The 18,327-nt window shown below is 59.4% G+C and carries 16 protein-coding genes and 1 tRNA gene; 13 read left to right on the forward strand and 4 right to left on the reverse strand.

What is annotated here, in order from left to right:
• Positions 1 to 59: 59 nt before the first annotated feature.
• Positions 60 to 1,589: an FAD-dependent oxidoreductase gene (locus tag ACA059_RS00835; protein WP_497632339.1), complete on the reverse strand. Its 1,530-nt coding sequence runs from the start codon at positions 1,587 to 1,589 to the stop codon at positions 60 to 62.
• Positions 1,590 to 1,728: 139 nt separating this feature from the next.
• Here ACA059_RS00835 and ACA059_RS00840 point away from each other — a divergent pair, with 139 nt between their 5' ends.
• The 5 genes from ACA059_RS00840 to ACA059_RS00860 all read left to right on the forward strand — a co-directional run bounded on the left by ACA059_RS00840 (position 1,729) and on the right by ACA059_RS00860 (position 5,564).
• The gene (locus ACA059_RS00840; RefSeq protein WP_129439513.1) at positions 1,729 to 2,289 is read left to right on the forward strand and encodes a YbhB/YbcL family Raf kinase inhibitor-like protein; all 561 of its coding nucleotides are present in this window, start codon (positions 1,729 to 1,731) and stop codon (positions 2,287 to 2,289) included.
• Between the two features lie 87 nt (positions 2,290 to 2,376).
• Entirely contained in the window at positions 2,377 to 4,086 is a 1,710-nt protein-coding gene (locus ACA059_RS00845) for a vWA domain-containing protein (RefSeq protein WP_497632340.1), read from the forward strand.
• Between the two features lies 1 nt (position 4,087).
• Positions 4,088 to 4,654: an RNA polymerase sigma factor gene (locus ACA059_RS00850; protein WP_497632341.1), complete on the forward strand. Its 567-nt coding sequence runs from the start codon at positions 4,088 to 4,090 to the stop codon at positions 4,652 to 4,654.
• Positions 4,651 to 5,274, forward strand: a complete 624-nt coding sequence (locus ACA059_RS00855; protein WP_497632343.1) for a hypothetical protein — start codon at positions 4,651 to 4,653, stop codon at positions 5,272 to 5,274. The genes ACA059_RS00850 and ACA059_RS00855 overlap by 4 nt, the downstream gene beginning before the upstream one ends.
• 20 nt (positions 5,275 to 5,294) lie before the next feature.
• On the forward strand, positions 5,295 to 5,564 hold the full coding sequence (locus ACA059_RS00860) for a hypothetical protein (protein ID WP_497632344.1): 270 nt from the start codon (positions 5,295 to 5,297) through the stop codon (positions 5,562 to 5,564).
• 142 nt (positions 5,565 to 5,706) lie between these two features.
• On the opposite strand, the gene ACA059_RS00865 is transcribed toward ACA059_RS00860, so the two are convergent.
• Positions 5,707 to 5,783 (reverse strand) — tRNA-Arg (locus ACA059_RS00865).
• Positions 5,784 to 6,133: 350 nt separating this feature from the next.
• Between ACA059_RS00865 and gabD the strand changes: the two genes are divergently transcribed.
• The 3 genes from gabD to ACA059_RS00880 all read left to right on the forward strand — a co-directional run bounded on the left by gabD (position 6,134) and on the right by ACA059_RS00880 (position 10,401).
• Positions 6,134 to 7,576, forward strand: a complete 1,443-nt coding sequence (gene gabD / locus ACA059_RS00870; protein ID WP_054050229.1) for an NADP-dependent succinate-semialdehyde dehydrogenase — start codon at positions 6,134 to 6,136, stop codon at positions 7,574 to 7,576.
• A 183-nt stretch (positions 7,577 to 7,759) separates the two neighbouring features.
• Positions 7,760 to 9,037 (forward strand): 4-aminobutyrate--2-oxoglutarate transaminase, encoded by a 1,278-nt coding sequence (gabT, locus tag ACA059_RS00875; protein ID WP_134419251.1) that lies wholly within the window; start codon positions 7,760 to 7,762, stop codon positions 9,035 to 9,037.
• Between the two features lie 149 nt (positions 9,038 to 9,186).
• Complete coding sequence (locus tag ACA059_RS00880) at positions 9,187 to 10,401, forward strand: HDOD domain-containing protein (protein WP_497632345.1); 1,215 nt, start codon at positions 9,187 to 9,189, stop codon at positions 10,399 to 10,401.
• Positions 10,402 to 10,475: 74 nt separating this feature from the next.
• Here ACA059_RS00880 and ACA059_RS00885 read toward each other — a convergent pair whose 3' ends face one another.
• The gene (locus ACA059_RS00885) at positions 10,476 to 11,465 is read right to left on the reverse strand and encodes a GGDEF domain-containing protein (RefSeq protein ID WP_497632347.1); all 990 of its coding nucleotides are present in this window, start codon (positions 11,463 to 11,465) and stop codon (positions 10,476 to 10,478) included.
• Between the two features lie 246 nt (positions 11,466 to 11,711).
• On the reverse strand, positions 11,712 to 12,893 hold the full coding sequence (desA, locus tag ACA059_RS00890) for a delta-9 fatty acid desaturase DesA (protein WP_497632348.1): 1,182 nt from the start codon (positions 12,891 to 12,893) through the stop codon (positions 11,712 to 11,714).
• A 147-nt stretch (positions 12,894 to 13,040) separates the two neighbouring features.
• Here desA and dibA point away from each other — a divergent pair, with 147 nt between their 5' ends.
• The 5 genes from dibA to cysW all read left to right on the forward strand — a co-directional run bounded on the left by dibA (position 13,041) and on the right by cysW (position 18,324).
• Positions 13,041 to 14,960, forward strand: coding sequence for a phosphodiesterase DibA (gene dibA / locus ACA059_RS00895; protein ID WP_497632349.1), 1,920 nt, complete (start codon positions 13,041 to 13,043; stop codon positions 14,958 to 14,960).
• Positions 14,961 to 15,214: 254 nt separating this feature from the next.
• The gene (gene oscA / locus ACA059_RS00900) at positions 15,215 to 15,397 is read left to right on the forward strand and encodes a sulfur starvation response protein OscA (RefSeq protein ID WP_007945260.1); all 183 of its coding nucleotides are present in this window, start codon (positions 15,215 to 15,217) and stop codon (positions 15,395 to 15,397) included.
• Positions 15,398 to 15,539: 142 nt separating this feature from the next.
• Positions 15,540 to 16,553: a sulfate ABC transporter substrate-binding protein gene (locus ACA059_RS00905; RefSeq protein WP_497632350.1), complete on the forward strand. Its 1,014-nt coding sequence runs from the start codon at positions 15,540 to 15,542 to the stop codon at positions 16,551 to 16,553.
• 70 nt (positions 16,554 to 16,623) lie between these two features.
• Entirely contained in the window at positions 16,624 to 17,442 is an 819-nt protein-coding gene (gene cysT, locus ACA059_RS00910; RefSeq protein ID WP_007899634.1) for a sulfate ABC transporter permease subunit CysT, read from the forward strand.
• A gap of 12 nt (positions 17,443 to 17,454) precedes the next feature.
• Positions 17,455 to 18,324, forward strand: coding sequence for a sulfate ABC transporter permease subunit CysW (gene cysW, locus ACA059_RS00915; RefSeq protein ID WP_347803096.1), 870 nt, complete (start codon positions 17,455 to 17,457; stop codon positions 18,322 to 18,324).
• The last annotated feature ends 3 nt before the right edge of the window (positions 18,325 to 18,327 follow it).

The following is an 18,327-nucleotide window of genomic DNA, read 5'->3' on the forward strand; positions in this document are numbered from 1 at the left end:
CGCTCAGGGCAGGTCGGACGCCAACGAGAGCATTTCAGGCCCGTTGTAAATCATGGCGTCTAGCCAACATCCTGAATCAACCGCCACGCCTCATCCACCGTCAACGGCTGTTTCATCCGTTCGGCGAGCATCGCTATCGCACGTTCTTCATCGCAAGCCACCGCGGCGACCACCAACCCGTCCTTGCCGAACAGGCCGATAAAGGGTGGATGGTCAGGATCGCCTTTGAACTCGACCTCATCCCAGGTCGCGGCGTGGCCGAGGTAGTCGTAGTTTTTACCGAAGTGCCAGGTCCAGAAATACGGCACGTCGAGGTAATGCTCGTCGCCGCCGAGCATGTTCATCGCCGCGATCCGTGCCTGTTGTTGTGCCAGGCGCCAATGTTCGATTCGTTGGGGCTGGCCGTTGAGCGGGAAGGTCGCGATATCACCGGCGGCCCAAAGCCCATCGGTCACGCGCATCCCGCCGTCGACCTTCAGCGACTGGTCTTTTTCCAGGGGAAGGCCGGTGAATGCGCCGGTTGCCGGGCTGACGCCAATGCCGACCAACACCAGATCCGCCGGTAAACGTTGACCGTTGTCCAGGCGTACCGCTTCAACCTTGGTCGTTCCTTCGACGTGCGTTGCGTTGCCATGCGTATGAAACACCACGCCGTTGGCCTCGTGCAGGGCGCGAATCGCCTTGCCGACGGCCTCGCCAAACTGTTTGGCGAAAGGCACTGCGTGACGGGCCAGAACGGTGACGTCCAGGCCGTATTGACGCAGAGAGGACGCGGATTCCATGGCGATGAAACTGTCGCCGATGATCACCGCTCGTTGGCCGGGTTTTGCCGAGTCCAGAATCCGCTGCGCCTGGTCCTTCGAACGCAGCACGAACACCTGCGGCAGTTCGGCGCCAGGCAGCGTAAGCGGATTGGGTGTGCCACCGGTGGCGAGCAGGGCAGCGTCGTAGCTCAGCGATTGACCATCCGCCAGGCGCAACGTCTTGTTCACGGCGTCCAGGCTCGTCACTTCAGCGTTTATTCGCTCAATGCGCTGTTCGCGGTAAAAGCTCTCATCACGCAGCGGTGGGACTTCTTCCGGCGGCATCTCCCCGGCAATTACGAATTTGCTCAAGACCGTGCGGTCGTAACCGGCGTCGGTTTCACGGTCGATCAACAGCACCCGGCCACCGAAGCCCTTTTCGCGCAACGCCGCCGCGCACGCCGTGCCTGCCGCACCGGCACCGATGATCACGAAGGTTCGCTCGTCGTCCGCTGGTGGGGTATGAGCGTCGGACATCGGCTGATCGTCGACCCAGACCTCGCCATCGCGCACTTCCAGCGGATAGCGCTTGAGGCTGTCCAGGGCCGGCGGTTCGCACAGCGCACCGTCCTCGATCCGATACGCAGCCTTGTGCCACGGGCAGATCAAACGACCGTTGCACAGAGCACCGTCGGCCAGCGGCGCCCCGGCATGGGGGCATTCGCCCTGAAAGGCGCGCAGATGATCGCCTACCCGCAGCAAGACAATTTTCGTGTCCGCGATCTGGACTTCAAGGCCCCGGGTTTCGGACACATCGGCGAAGCGGGCAACGCGGTGCAGTGCCATGTTCACTCTCCAGGCAGGCGTTTCAATTAAGAGTTTGGTGCTTATCTGGAGGTTCAGCCAATTCCCGCTGCCACCGAATGAACGGTCCGGCTATAGTTTGCACGCCGACGACGGCCCCACCCGCACAAGGTGCTCCGGTATGACCCGATTGACCTCTCTGAACCCTTGGCTGGCGGCCGTTGCAGTCGCCCTTTGCGTGCAATTTCCGGCGCAGGCCCAGGAGCGTTTTACCCTGAACATCCCAGGTGTCACCGACGATCGACTGTTCACCTCGGCTGCCGCCAGCGATGCGCCCAATTGTGGTGGGCACAACCAGTCACCGGCCTTGAATTGGAACGCCGGCCCGGCGGGCACCCTCAGTTACGCCATTGTCATGCACGATCCTGACGGCCAAAAAGGCCAAGGCGTTGATCACTGGGTGCATTACGGCATCAAAGCCACGACTCATCAGATTGCCGCCGGCGTCGGCGCAAAATCCGCCCTTGAAGGTGTCGGTGGCACCAACAGCAAAGGCACCACCGGTTATGTCGGTCCTTGCCCGCCGGTCGGCGACAGTGCGCACCACTACATCATCCAGCTCTATGCCCTGGACCTGGCGCCGGAAGCTTTGCCCGCCGGTCTGACACGCGCGCAGCTACTGGAAAAAATCAAAGGCCATGTGCTGAAAAACAGCAGTGTTGTGCGGCGTTATCACCGCTGAAGTTTTTTTCAGCGGTCTTAACCCGAATCGTCGGGGCTGGCCGTCTCAGAGGATGAATGGATCAATTTCCTCCTGAGGTCAGCCCCCATGTCCCTCCCTCTGCATTTCCTCCGCCCGGCCGCCCAGGGTTTCGCCGCCGGGTTGCTGCTGGCCATTGCCGGTTGCGGCGTTTCATCCAAACCTGATTCCGCCTCGGTTCCGCCACCGGCTCAAGGTGCGCTGCCGGCTGAAGTACTAGTGCGCAGCGAGGCTGTCATGGCGGACACCTCGATGGCCAAGCGCAGCGTGCGTCCGGCGCCGACGGCGAGCTATGCGCCGATGCCCGCGGGCGAGGCAGCTCCGCAGGGATATCGGGATGAGCAGCGGGAGCAGTATCAAGCGCTGGCGGATAACCCGATTCACAGCGTGGCCGAAGCGCCCGTCTCGACGTTCAGCGCCGACGTCGACACCGGTGCTTACGCCAACGTCCGCCGCTTGCTCAATCAAGGGCGCTTGCCGCCGGAAGGTGCGGTGCGACTGGAGGAGATGGTCAATTACTTTCCCTACGATTACGCACTGCCGACCGATGGCTCGCCTTTCGGCGTGACCACAGAGCTGGCGCCGTCGCCGTGGAACCCGCATACCCGATTGCTGCGCATCGGCATCAAGGCCTCGGACCGCGCGGTCGCGGAACTGGCCCCGGCGAACTTGGTGTTTCTGGTGGACGTGTCCGGCTCGATGGACCGACGCGAGGGTTTGCCGCTGGTCAAAAGCACCCTGAAATTACTGGTCGATCAATTGCGCGAGCAGGACCGGGTTTCATTGGTCGTCTATGCCGGCGATTCGCGTGTAGTGCTGGAACCGACGTCCGGACGCGAAAAAGCGAAAATTCGTACAGCCATCGATCAATTAACCGCCGGCGGATCAACCGCCGGGGCGTCAGGCATCGAACTGGCCTATCAGATGGCGCAGCAGGCGTTTATTCCCAAGGGCATCAACCGCATCCTGCTGGCCACCGACGGTGACTTCAACGTCGGCATCAGCGACTTCGACAGCCTCAAGCAAATGGCTGTGGATAAACGCAAGACCGGCGTTTCCCTGACCACATTGGGTTTTGGTGTGGATAACTACAATGAACACCTGATGGAACAGTTGGCCGATGCCGGCGACGGCAACTATGCCTACATCGACAACCTGCGCGAGGCGCGCAAGGTGCTGGTGGATCAGCTCGGTTCGACCCTCGCGATCGTGGCGAAAAACGTGAAGCTGCAAGTGGAGTTCAACCCGGCACAAGTCAGTGAATATCGGCTGTTGGGGTATGAGAATCGTGCGTTGAAGCGTGAGGATTTCAGTAACGACAAGGTCGATGCGGGTGAAGTGGGTGCAGGGCATACAGTGACGGCGTTGTACGAAATTGTGCCCAAGGGCGAGAAGGGCTGGCTGGAGCCGCTGCGGTATGGCAATCCTGGGGCTGCTATTTCCGAAAAGGCTGGGGAATTGGCGATGTTGCGCGTGCGCTATCAGCTGCCTGAGGGTGGGAACAGTCGCTTGATCGAGCGGCCGATCACTGACAGTGCTGCGCCAGCCAGTGAAGACCTGCGATTTGCGGCGGCCGTGGCAGCGTTTTCCCAGCAGCTCAAGGACGGGCGTTATACCGGTGATTTCAGCCTGAAGGACACCGAGGCTTTGGCGCGCGGTGCGCGGGGCGAAGATCGATTTGGTCTGCGTGCAGAGTTCGTGCAATTGGTGGAGTTGGCGCAAAGTCTGCGCACCACGACTGCATCGAACAGTGAGCCGCTTAAAGGAGGCTACAACTGAAATGTCTGCTCCTGAATCGAGCGACGAATCGCTGCTGGCCCGTTATCGCGCAGGCGACAGGCCGGCGTTCGAGATTCTGTACGCTCGTCACCGCCAAGGGCTCTACCGATTCCTGCTCGGCCTGAGCGGCAAGTCCGAGCTGGCCGAAGAGGTTTACCAGGAAACCTGGCTGAGCCTGATCCGCAGCACCAGTCAGCCACAAGGCCGGGCGAATTTTCGTACCTGGCTCTACCAGATTGCCCGCAATCGACTGATCGATCACTGGCGCAAACACGGAATCCACAACCCCTTGCACGACAGCTATGACGAACAGATCCACGCGCTGAGCGATGACGCTGCTGATCCCGAACAACTGCTGAGCCTTAGCCGCGACAACCAGCGCCTTGAAGCGGCCCTGCAAAACCTGCCCGCTGACCAGCGCGAAGTGTTCCTGCTGCGCGCCCACGGCGATCTCGACCTGCCGCAGATCGCCACCCTCACCGAAACACCGCTGGAAACCGTCAAAAGCCGCTTGCGCTACGCCCAGCAAAAACTGCGTCGGCTGCTGGCCGAGGAGGTACTGACATGACTGACGCCCGTCCTACGCCAGAAGACGAAGTGTTGAAGCACTATCGTGAACACGCGACCAGCGAACCACCGGCCCATCTCGACGCGTTCCTCCTGGCTGCCGCACACCGTGAAGTCCCTGTGCAGAAGCCAGGTCTGTGGAAACGCTGGGTCCAGGCCTGCCAGAAACCCCGTTGGCAGGTCGCATTTGCCAGCCTCGTCGGAGTGGCCCTGATGCTTGCACTGGTGCAACGCACGGAGGAGCAACTGCCGAGTTACGACTTCGCGCCTGCACCCAAAGCGTCTGCACCGGTCACAAAAAAAGAAGCACCGTCATCAGTTGCGCGTTCTCTGGCTGCCCCGGCCGGTGCGATGTCCGCCCCCGCGCCTGCGGCCCCAATGGCCGATCTTGCCGCCCCTGCGCAGAGCGAATCGATCAGCGCTGAAATGGCTGACGAAGCGAAGGCCAGCAAACGCCCGGCGATAGCTCCGGCAAAGTTTATCGACGATCAATTAAGGGAAGTGATCCGCCTGCAAAAGGCTGGTCAGGCTCAAGCGGCCGCTGACCTGATGGCGACATTGCACAAACGCTTTCCCAAGGAAAATCTCACGGCCAGACTCAAGGATTTGCAGAAAAACTGAGAGGCAGAGCGGTCAGTCATTTGGCATCGACACCCGAAAGCGCGCACTATCGACCTATAGCCGATGCGTTGGAGGAAGCCATGGCGAAAAAAATCGATCGCATCGCCCAAATGCTCAACTGCCCGGTGAAGGGTCAGGAATTACGGCGCGCGGTGACTGAGAGTCGTAAGGAGTTTCTGCTGGCGAAACAGGCAGAGGAAGCGTTTGAGGAAGACGTTCTTGATGATGAGTTGATCGAGGATGAAGAAGACGATGATGAGTACGACGAGTTCGACTGGACGACTGAATGAAAAAACCGCTTCGGCGGTTTTTTTTCAGGCTCAGTTGTTCGGTTGAACCGAACAGCTGCATCCAGCGCCCGCCCTGAGGCTTTAACGACACCCACAAAAAAGCCCCAGACCCTGCGGTCTGAGGCTTTTTCGTTTCTACGTATGGTGCACCAGGCGGGATTCGAACCCACGACCACTGCCTTCGGAGGGCAGTACTCTATCCAGCTGAGCTACTGGTGCAATGCGGGCGCCATGATACTCATATGCACCGCGGGCGTCCATGCTGCTGAATCGCCTGTGTTTTTCCAAAGCGTAACCTGCGGTTGCTACGTTGATCAGAAAATTTAGGCAAATGCGGCGTTTTCGTTCTTTTTTTCGAACAGGCTATTGTCCTTTACCCCCTTTGATCCTAGGATTCGTTTGAGATTTCAAACGCTCTTGTCTGGGTGCTGAACCGCACGAGTTTCAATCAGTGCGCTATTTATGTGCTTCAGCCCGGTGAATGATTTCCCTGACGGCAGCCTATAAGGCGCCTTTCTACAATCATAATTCGCTCCGCGCTTGCCGCGGTGCTGTTAAGGAAAGCCGACATGCAGCTTAAAGACACCCAGTTGTTCCGCCAGCAAGCCTTTATCGATGGCGCTTGGGTTGATGCGGACAATGGTCAGACGATCAAGGTCAACAACCCGGCAACGGGTGAAATTCTGGGCACCGTGCCGAAAATGGGCGCTGCCGAAACCCGCCGTGCAATCGAAGCCGCTGACAAAGCGCTGCCGGCCTGGCGTGCACTGACCGCCAAGGACCGCGCGAACAAGCTGCGTCGCTGGTTCGAACTGATCATCGAGAACCAGGACGACCTGGCTCGCCTGATGACCCTCGAACAAGGCAAGCCATTGGCCGAAGCCAAGGGCGAAATCGTTTACGCCGCTTCCTTTATCGAGTGGTTCGCCGAAGAAGCCAAGCGCGTCTACGGTGACGTGATTCCGGGCCACCAGCCAGACAAGCGCCTGATCGTGATCAAGCAGCCAATCGGCGTGACCGCTGCAATCACCCCGTGGAACTTCCCGGCCGCGATGATCACCCGTAAAGCCGGCCCGGCCCTGGCCGCCGGTTGCACCATGGTGCTCAAGCCTGCTTCGCAAACTCCGTTTTCCGCATTCGCTCTGGCTGAACTGGCCCAGCGTGCCGGCATTCCAAACGGTGTGTTCAGTGTTGTTTCCGGCAGCGCCGGCGACATCGGCAGCGAGCTGACCAGCAACCCGATCGTGCGCAAACTGTCCTTCACCGGCTCGACCGAAATTGGTCGTCAGCTGATGGCTGAATGCGCCAAGGACATCAAGAAAGTGTCCCTGGAACTGGGCGGCAACGCGCCGTTCATCGTGTTTGACGACGCGGACCTGGATAAGGCCGTCGAAGGCGCGATCATTTCCAAGTACCGCAACAACGGCCAGACCTGCGTCTGCGCCAACCGTCTGTACATTCAGGATTCGGTCTACGACGCGTTCGCCGAGAAGCTGAAAGTGGCCGTGGCCAAACTCAAGATCGGTAACGGTCTGGAAGAAGGCACCACCACTGGCCCGCTGATCGACGAAAAAGCCGTGGCCAAGGTTCAAGAGCACATTGCTGATGCGATCAGCAAAGGCGCAACCGTCCTGGCAGGTGGCAAGGTCATGGAAGGCAACTTCTTCGAGCCGACCATTCTGACCAACGTGCCGAAGAACGCTGCCGTGGCCAAGGAAGAAACCTTCGGTCCTTTGGCGCCGCTGTTCCGCTTCAAAGACGAAGCCGAAGTGATTGCGATGTCCAACGACACCGAGTTCGGTCTGGCTTCCTACTTCTATGCTCGCGACCTGGGTCGTGTGTTCCGTGTGGCTGAAGCCCTGGAATACGGCATGGTCGGCGTCAACACCGGGTTGATCTCCAACGAAGTCGCGCCGTTTGGCGGCATCAAGGCGTCGGGCCTGGGCCGTGAAGGCTCCAAGTACGGCATCGAAGATTACCTGGAAATCAAATACCTCTGCCTGGGCATCTAAGCCCGGCAAGGGATTGCTTCAAGCGGAAAGGGCACGAGAGCGCTGTCCCTTTCTGCGCTTCAAATGGAATTTTCTCTGTGGCCGGGAAAGCTGTGGCAGTCGATCATCGCATGCTGCCGTAGTTGCCTCCCCGCCGCATTTTCCTTGAACCACGCCGCCCGATGAGCGGTGAATGAGGACTTTATGAGCAAGACTAACGCATCCCTGATGAAACGCCGCGAAGCCGCTGTACCACGCGGTGTTGGCCAGATTCACCCGATCTTCGCCGAGTCCGCGAAGAACGCCACCGTGACCGACGTTGAAGGTCGCGAGTTCATCGACTTCGCCGGCGGTATCGCCGTGCTGAACACCGGTCACCTGCACCCGAAAATCATCGCCGCCGTGACCGCGCAGCTGAACAAGCTGACTCACACTTGCTTCCAGGTACTGGCTTACGAACCGTACGTAGAGCTGTGCGAAAAAATCAACGCCAAGGTGCCAGGTGATTTCGCCAAGAAAACCCTGCTGGTGACCACCGGTTCCGAAGCGGTAGAAAACGCCGTGAAAATCGCCCGTGCCGCCACTGGCCGTGCCGGCGTGATTGCCTTCACCGGCGCTTACCACGGTCGCACCATGATGACCCTGGGCCTGACCGGTAAAGTCGTGCCTTACTCGGCCGGCATGGGCCTGATGCCAGGCGGCATCTTCCGCGCGCTGTACCCGAACGAACTGCACGGTGTGAGCATCGACGATTCGATCGCCAGCATCGAACGCATCTTCAAGAACGACGCCGAGCCGCGTGACATCGCTGCAATCATCATCGAGCCGGTTCAGGGCGAAGGTGGTTTCTACGTTGCGCCTAAAGAGTTCATGAAGCGTCTGCGCGCGCTGTGCGACCAGCACGGCATCCTGCTGATCGCTGACGAAGTACAAACTGGCGCTGGTCGTACCGGCACCTTCTTCGCCATGGAACAGATGGGCGTTGCTGCCGACCTGACCACCTTCGCCAAATCCATCGCTGGCGGCTTCCCGTTGGCCGGTGTTTGCGGCAAGGCCGAATACATGGACGCCATTGCTCCAGGCGGCCTGGGCGGCACTTACGCCGGTAGCCCGATTGCTTGCGCCGCGGCCCTGGCCGTGATGGAAGTGTTCGAAGAAGAGCACCTGCTGGATCGCTGCAAGGCTGTCGGCGAGCGTCTGGTCACTGGCCTGAAAGCCATCCAGGCCAAGTACCCGGTGATCGGCGAAGTCCGTGCCCTGGGTGCGATGATCGCGGTCGAGCTGTTCGTCGACGGCGACAGCCACAAGCCGAACGCTCCAGCGGTAGCCGCCGTTGTGGCCAAGGCTCGCGACAAGGGGCTGATCCTGCTGTCCTGCGGCACTTACGGCAACGTTCTGCGCGTCCTGGTACCGCTGACTTCGCCGGACGAGCAACTGGACAAAGGTCTGGCGATCATCGAAGAGTGCTTCTCCGAGCTGTGATCTCCAGGCTCTGATCGATTTGTGACTTGATCGACAAAAAAACCCGCTTTGGCGGGTTTTTTTGTGTCCCTGGAACCCATCGATGGCAAATGCGCTGTATCGAATGGCCTGCATTGACTAAGGTGCAAGCACTACTTTGGAGTGTGTAAATGACTGCTGTGGTGTTACCCGCTGCTCCGCGTGTGCTGATTGCCGAGGCCGACCCTTGGTCCCGCGACCTGCTCAAGCAGGTTTTGTTGAATGTGCGCTGCGACGCGCGGCTGGATCTGTGTGCCGATGGTCAGGAAGCGCTGCATCTGTTGGCGGAAAATCCTTACGACCTGGTGATCGTCGACTGGGAACTGCCCGGCGTCGATGGTTTGAATGTCTTGCGCAATGTCCGTCAACGCAAGCGTAATCCACCGCTGCCGTTCATTCTGATGAGCAGCCGCAATGACAGCGCCAGTGTGCGCGAAGTCTTGCCCCTGGCGCCTGCGGCGTACCTGACCAAACCCCTGAACATGGAAAGCCTGACCCACCGCCTGCAGGATTTACTGCTGAACGCCGGTGAAGAGGTGTCTTGCGAGACGCCGTCATTGGCGCCGGGCATCACCTTGTCGGCGTACCTGGAGCGTCGTCGTGAGTCTGCGGACGGTGCGCCGCTGATGACTGACGTGCAGTTGGCGGTCAAACGCAGCCTCAATCCCAACGGCCTCGATTTGACTGTGCTGGAAGACGAGATCAAGACCGATCCCCAAGTCACCGCCGTGCTGATCGCCGCTGCCAACAGCGCCGCTCACCACCTGGGTGCCACGGTGCAGACCCTGTCCCAGGCGCTGCACCGCCTCGGCACCGGGCAAAGCATGAACCTGATTCTGGGGCTGGCGCTCAAGCGCAGTGCCAAGCTCAGCGATCCGTGCCTGGCGGACTATGCCGAGCGCTATTGGGAGCTGTCGCTGCGCACCGCCGAGTATGGCCGGACCCTGGCGCGCTTGCTGGATCTGGATCAGGAGCGCTGTTATTGCGCCGGCATGCTGCATCGCCTCGGCGACCTTGCGCTGTTGCGGTGTTTGCAGGAATGGAAGCAGGCCGGTGGTGAGCTGGATGAATGGGAGGAGGTTGGCGAGGCGCTGGCCGAATTCGGTGCAGCTTATGGTTCGGCGCTTCGCACTCGCTGGCGCCTGCCGCTGGAGCTGCGAGAGCTGATTGCGGCGGTCTACCAGCTCGGTGGCGGGGTTTACTCCCGCGAAGCGCTGGTGATGAACATGGCTGCGCAACTGGCGCGACTGACCGAGCATGAGGGCATTGAGGAGCTGTCGAAGAGCCGGACGGCGCGGTTGCTCAAGATCGGGTTGCCGGAATTGATGCGTTTGCGCAAGAAATAAAATCACCGCCATCCAATGTGGGAGCGGCGGTGCGGCGATCCCACATTGGATTTGTGTTGTGCCTGAGTTCGGGCTCAGCTGGAAATGATACGGTTCTTGCCCTGGTGTTTGGCTTTGTACATTGCCGCATCCGCGCGGGCAAACAGGCTGTCGACGTTTTCGTCCTCGGCGGTGAGGCTGGTCAGGCCCTGGCTGACGGTGATGCCGAACGTCTGGTCGCCATGGCTGAAACTCAATCGCTGAATCTCCCGTTGCAGGCGCTCAGCCACCTGCATGGCCACGTCTGGCGCACAGCCGGGAAATACCGCTGCGAATTCCTCACCGCCAACTCGTCCGAACACATCACCGAGACGCAAGGCCGCGCGACCGCTCTCGGCGATTCGTTGCAGCACGTTGTCGCCTTCCTGGTGGCCGTAGGAATCGTTGATCACTTTGAAGTCATCGATGTCCAGCAGCAGGAACGCCAGCGGCGTGCCTTGGTGCCGTGCCTGTTCGAATTCACGGTGGGCGCAGTCGAAGAAGTGTCGGCGGTTGCTGCTCTGGGTCAGCACGTCGGTGGTGGCCAAGCGTTGCAGCTCGGTTTCCATCTGCTTTTTGTCAGTAATGTCTTCGGCAATGCCGACGATGATCACCGGTTGCCCCGGCTCGGCCTGACGGTTGATGAAGCACTTGTCACTGAGCCAGCGGACCTGGCCGTCGGCGGCAATGATTCGGTATTCACGGTCTTCAACGGCGCCTTTCACCAATACTTCAGCCAGGCTGCGTTCGGCATAGTCCAGATCGTCGGGGTAAATGCTGTCGCGCCATTGGTTGTAGTCGGACAGCAACAAGCCAGCAGAGCGGCCGAAAATCCGTTCATACGCGGCGCTGACATAGAGCACCCGACGGGATTCCCAGTCGAAGGCCCAAAGTACCGCGTTGACGCTCACCAGCAGAGCGCTGAATAGCTGTTCGCGTTCGCTCAGGCGCGCCACTTCGCCTTGTGCATGCATTAGCGCCAGCAGGGTTTGCGCGGTCTCGGGCCACTGCGGGAGGGATGAGTCTTGCAGGCTTTTATTGACCATCGGCACAAAATCTCAAAGGGCGTGTGCCGCTCGAGGTTCGAAAGCGACCAATACCAGGGCCCGCCTGGATGGCGAAGTGTCTTTGAGATAGGGGATTTGGAGCTAAGTTCCCGCCTTATGTGGTGAGGGAGCTTGCTCCCGCCGGGCGGTACTGGCGACGCGTTTGTAGGAGCTGCCGCAGGCTGCGATCTTTTTATTTTGCTCTTTCAAGATCAAAAGATCGCAGCCTGCGGCAGCTCCTACAGGTCAGGCGGCGGGGCGCAGGGAGTAGGTTTTCAACTGATCGGCGAAGTCGCGCAAGGATTGAATCCCGCTGGCTTCGGCTTCGTGTACCCAATCCTTGATGGCGGCCAGCATGTCGTGACCATTTGAGCTGGTCTTGACCCAGATCTGCTGCAAGGCCAGGCGTTTCTCGTAAATTACCTTCAGCGCCTGACTGTGCTCGAGCATGGTCTGGATGCGAATGTGGTGTTTGTCATCCAGCAGGCTGGTTTCCCGCGAGAGCAAGCGCTTGGCACGGTGGAACTGGTGACGGACCGAGTGATCGACCTTTTCCAGCTCTTGTTTGACCAGCGGTGCGATCACCAATTTGCGGTACTGGGCCATGATCTGGAAGCGGTTGTTGAGGATCGCCATGGCGGTGTCCATGTCCAGGTTGCCTTTGCCTTCGACCCGATGGGCGATGGGCGCGACCCGCTGAACCTTGGCCAGACGCAGGAAGCTGAAGACCTGGATCCAGGCCCAGCCGAGATCGAATTCCCACTTCTTCACCGACAGTTTTGCCGAATTAGGGTAGGTGTGATGGTTGTTATGCAGTTCTTCGCCGCCGATCAGGATGCCCCACGGCACCAGATTGGTCGCCGCATCGCGGCATTCGAAGTTGCGGTAGCCGATGGCATGGCCCAGGCCATTGACCACGCCGGCGGCCCAGACCGGGATCCACATCATCTGGATCGCCCAGATGGTGATGCCGATGGTGCCGAACAGCAACAGGTCGATGACACCCATGATCGCCACGCCCAGCAGCGGGAAACGGCTGTACAGGTTGCGTTCGATCCAGTCTTCGGGGCAGTTCTTGCCGTAGATGCGCAGGGTTTCGGGGTTTTCCGCCTCGGCACGGTACAGCTCGGCGCCTTTGCGCAGAACGGTGGACAGGCCCTTGATGACCGGGCTGTGCGGGTCATCGACGGTTTCGCATTTGGCGTGGTGCTTGCGGTGGATAGCGGTCCACTCACGGGTGTTCTGTGCCGTGGTAAGCCACAGCCAGAAGCGGAAGAAATGTTTCAGGCCAGCATTCAGCTCGAGCGAGCGATGGGCTGAATAACGATGCAGATAGACCGTGACGCCGATGATCGTCACGTGGGTCATCAGCAGGGTGACTGCCACCAGTGACCAGGGCGACAAGCCGAGAAAACCTTCGTACCACATAGGCTATTGGGCCCTCGATAAAGAAAAAAACAGCCGTTGCATTATCACTTAGCCCACAGATAAAACCAGTCGCCCTTTCAGATAAGAGTGGCTGGATGTTTCTTTAAACTATAATTCCATCCATTTTGAAGGGACATGGACAGCCGAATGTCTGCCACCTATCGCGATGCTTTGCGTGCAGCACTGCTTTACCTTCTGGTTTCTGTCGGTTGGCTGCTGTTCAGCGGCCATTTATTGAACAGTTTCTTCGATAGCTCTGCTGAGCTAATGCGATGGCAACTGATCAACGGTTATGCCTGGGTGGTATTCAGCGCTGGTTTGATTTTTCTCGCCCGAGCGCGATTGTTTCGTTGCCTGGGGATCGGCGCAAAATTGCGTGAGCGCAATGAAGACCACGAGCGTTTGCGTCAAGCGGCCGCGGTGTTCGATTGCACGCGTGAAGGGGTGCTGGTCACCGACAACAAAGGGTTGATCGTCCATGTAAACCGGGCCTTCATGGCAATCACCGGCTATCAGAGCGAGGAGGTGCTCGGCCAGCGCCCCAGTCTGTTCAAGTCCGGTCATCACCCGCCGGCTTTCTACCAGACGATGTTCGCGACACTCAACAGCACCGGCGAGTGGAGCGGAGAAATCTGGAACCGCCGCAAAAGCGGCGAGATCTACCCACAGTGGCAGACCATCCGCGTCATTGACGACGAGAGGGGGCGGCGCAGCCATTACGTGGCAGTGTTTTCCGACATTAGCGCAATCAAGAACTCCGAACATGAGCTGACGCATCTGGCTCACTACGATCCGCTGACCGATCTGCCCAACCGCTTGCTGTTCACCGACCGCACCGAGCAGGCCCTGGCTTCGGCGCAGATCCACAAGCGCGGCTGTGCGTTACTGATGATCGATCTTGATCACTTCAAGATGATCAACGACAGCCTCGGGCATAGCATTGGGGATCAGCTGCTCAAGGGCGTGGCCGAGCGTTTGAAAGCGATGGTCGGTCCGGGAATCACGCTGGCGCGCCTCGGCGGTGACGAGTTCGCCGTGCTGGCTGAAAGCTGTCCGCAAATGGTGCACGCGGCGGCGCTGGCTCAGCGGATCATCGATGGCCTCAAAGAGCCGTTCCAGATCGACGGGCATCAGTTGTTTGTCAATATCAGCGTCGGCATCAGCCTGTTCCCCGGCGACGCTTTGAGCGCCGAGCAGCTGTTGCGCAACTCCGACTCGGCGCTGTTCAAGGCCAAGAGTGCCGGTCGCAACGGCTACGCCCTCTATACCGAAGAATTGACCGCCCATGCCCAGCAACGGGTCGAGACGGCATTCGAATTGCGCCGTGCGCTGGAGCAGCAGGAGTTGCGGGTTTATTACCAGCCGGTTCACGACCTCAAGACCAGCCGCCTGATCGGCGTCGAGGCATTGGTGCGCTGGGAGCATCCACAGCGAGGGTTGGTGTCGCCGGCAGAATTCATTCCCATTGCCGAGCGCACCGGTCTGATCGCCGAAATTGATGCCTGGGTTATGCGCCAGGCGTGTGAGCAGATGTGCCAGTGGCAGCAGGCCGGGGTGGTGTTGTCGTTTGTCGCGGTGAATGTTTCTTCTCGATTGTTCGCCCGCCGTGAGCTGTTTGGGCAGGTGGCGAAGGTGCTGAACGAAACCGGGCTGGATCCTGCCTGTCTGGAGCTGGAAGTTACCGAGAGCGCTGTGATGGATGACCCGGAAGTCGCGCTGGAGCAGATGCACCGGTTGCGTGAGTTAGGAGTGCGGCTGGCCATCGATGACTTCGGTACAGGCTATTCGTCGTTGCTGCGCCTCAAGCGGATGCCGGTACAGAAACTCAAGATCGATCAGGGCTTCGTTGCGGGGTTGCCGTGGGATGAGGATGACGCGGCGATTGTGCGGGTGATCATTGCGCTGGCCCAGAGCATGGGCATGCAGGTTCATGCCGAGGGGATCGAGCAGGTCGAGCAGGCGAGTTTCCTGCTCGAACACGGCTGCGATCTGGGGCAGGGCTACTGGTTTGGTCGGCCAGTGCCGGTGCAGCAGTTGGATTGGGCCAAAGCTCCAGAAATTCTATGAAAGCAAAAAGATCGCAGCCTTCGGCAACTCCTACATGGGGATGCGTACCCCTGTAGGAGCTGCCGAAGGCTGCGATCTTTTGATCTTTGGGCCCATAACCCTCCGCAAACCCTTGTCCCGTCAGATAATCTCCTTTGGTTATATAAACATTCTTAAATAGTCTTTTTAAGAATAACCACACCTATCTACTATTGCTCTCACGCCGCAAGCAGTCTCGCCACTGCCAGGCAACCTCTAGTTGAAGGAGCAGCACCATGAGCGCATCCCTACGTAGCGTTGACGGCCAGGACGAAGCAACCATTTTGCGTGAAATCCAGAGCGCCTTGCGCGATCTGCGTTTTGGCGCAGTGGAAATCACCGTGCACAACGCCCAGGTGGTCCAGATCGAACGCAAAGAGAAATTCCGGTTGCAGAACCCAAGCAACAAACCGAGCTGAAACAAAGATCAAAAGATCGCAGCCTGCGGCAGCTCCTACGGGGGCTTTGTGTAGGAGCTGCCGAAGGCTGCGATCTTTGACAGGCAACCCCGATTCCAGACCATAAAAAGCCATTACAAACAGAATTCCAGGAGCTTTCACCATGTCGTCGATTCGTCATTTCGCTTTGGCCGCCCTGGCCAGTGCCCTTTTTGCTGGTTCCGCGGTTGCCAAGGATTACGAACTGCTTAACGTGTCGTACGACCCGACTCGCGAGCTGTATCAGGACTACAACGCTGAATTCGTCAAGTTCTGGCAGATAGACCACGCTGGCGACAGCGTGAAAATCCAGCAGTCCCACGGTGGTTCGGGCAAGCAGGGCCGGGCAGTGATCGACGGTCTGCGTGCCGACGTGGTGACCCTGGCCCTGGCCGGTGACATCGATGAAATCGCCAAACTCGGCAAGACCTTGCCGGCGGATTGGCAGAAGCGTCTGCCGGAAGCGAGCACGCCTTACACCTCGACCATCGTGTTCCTGGTGCGCAAGGGCAACCCAAAAGGCATCAAGGACTGGGGCGACCTGACCAAGAACGGCGTGGAAGTCATCACCCCGAACCCGAAAACCTCCGGCGGCGCACGCTGGAACTTCCTCGCGGCGTGGGCCTATGGCCTGAAAGCCAACGGCGGTAACGAAGCGAAGGCCAAGGAATACGTGCAAACCCTGTTCAAGCACGTTCCTGTGCTGGACACCGGTGCTCGCGGTTCGACCATTACCTTCGTCAACAACGGTCAGGGCGACGTGTTGCTGGCCTGGGAAAACGAAGCCTTCCTGGCCCTGAAAGAAGACGGCGGCGCTGACAAGTTCGACATTGTCGTGCCTTCGCTGTCGATCCTCGCCGAACCTCCGGTAGCCGTGGTCGACAAGAACGCCGAGAAGAAGGGCAACACCGAGATCGCCGAAGCGTACCTCAAGCACCTGTACAGCCCGGCCGGTCAGGAAATCGCGGCAAAAAACTTCTATCGTCCACGTGACAAGGATGTTGCCGCCAAGTACGCCAAACAGTTCCCGACACTGGACCTGGTGACCATCGACAAGGACTTCGGCGGCTGGAAAACCGCTCAACCGAAATTCTTCAACGACGGTGGCGTGTTCGACCAGATTTATCAGGCGCAATAACCTGAAATAAGCCATAAACGAGCCCCGGATTTACGTTCGGGGCTTTGCGCGTTCTCAACCAAGGACTTTTATGTCGCGTCGTATCTCCCCCGTCATACCCGGCTTCGGGCTGACGCTGGGCTACACCTTGGTGTACCTCAGCTTGATTGTGCTCATTCCACTGGCGGCGATGTTCGTGCATGCCGCTCAACTCACCTGGGACCAGTTCTGGGCGATTATCTCGGCGCCACGGGTGCTGGCGGCGTTGAAGCTCAGCTTCGGCACCGCGCTCTATGCCGCGATCATCAACGGCATCATCGGCACGCTGCTGGCCTGGGTGCTGGTGCGCTATACCTTTCCTGGACGCAAAGTCATCGATGCGATGATCGACTTACCCTTCGCATTGCCCACCGCCGTGGCCGGTATCGCGCTGACTGCGCTATACGCGCCCAATGGTTGGGTGGGTCAGTTTGCAGCGGACCTGGGTTTCAAGATCGCGTATACCCCCCTCGGCATCACCCTTGCCCTCACTTTTGTGACACTTCCATTCGTAGTACGTACCGTACAGCCAGTATTGGCTGATATCCCGCGTGAAGTGGAAGAAGCGGCGGCGTGCCTGGGTGCAAAACCGTTGCAGGTTTTCCGTCATATTCTGGTGCCCGCGCTGCTCCCGGCCTGGCTCACAGGGTTTGCCTTGGCCTTTGCCCGCGGGGTCGGCGAGTACGGTTCGGTGATTTTCATTGCCGGCAACATGCCGATGAAAACCGAGATCCTGCCGCTGCTGATCATGGTCAAACTCGACCAGTACGATTACACCGGCGCCACGTCCATTGGTGTACTGATGCTGGTGGTTTCCTTCGTCCTGTTGCTGCTGATCAACTTGCTGCAGCGGCGCATCGAAACCCCATAAGGAGGCGCAGAAATGTCCCAATCGTCTATTGCTGCTGCTTCCTCGAACGCCGCCCGCCGTGGCAGTGCTTCATCGCGGCGAATCCTGATCGGCCTTGGCTGGCTGGTGTTCGCCCTGTTCCTGTTGCTGCCGCTGGTGATCGTGGTGTCTCAGGGCCTAAAGCTCGGAATCGGTGCGTTCTTCACCGCGATCTTCGAACCTGACGCTTTGTCGGCCCTGAAACTCACGGTGATCGCCGTGCTGATTTCAGTGCCGCTGAACCTGGTATTCGGTGTCAGCGCTGCATGGTGCGTGAGCAAGTACTCGTTCCGTGGCAAAAGTATGCTGGTCACGCTGATTGACCTGCCGTTCTCGGTGTCGCCGGTGATCGCCGGTCTGGTCTACGTGCTGATGTTCGGCGCCCAGGGAATTTTTGGCCCGTGGTTGCAGGACCACGACATTCAGATCGTCTTCGCCTTGCCGGGCATCGTGCTGGCGACGATCTTCGTCACCGTGCCGTTCGTGGCCCGCGAGCTGATCCCGCTGATGCAAGAACAAGGCACGCAGGAAGAAGAGGCCGCGCGTCTGCTCGGGGCCAATGGCTGGCAGATGTTCTGGCACGTCACCGTTCCCAACATCAAATGGGGCCTGATCTACGGCGTGGTGCTGTGTACAGCGCGGGCCATGGGTGAGTTCGGTGCGGTGTCGGTGGTTTCCGGGCACATTCGCGGGGTGACCAACACCCTGCCGCTGCACGTCGAGATCCTCTACAACGAATACAACCACGTGGCCGCGTTCGCCGTGGCGAGCCTGTTGCTGATCCTGGCGCTCTTCATCCTGCTGCTCAAGCAGTGGAGCGAAAACCGTATTAACCGCCTGCGCGCCAGCGCCGCGGAGGAATAAGTC

The organism is Pseudomonas sp. LBUM1647 (assembly GCF_059716175.1).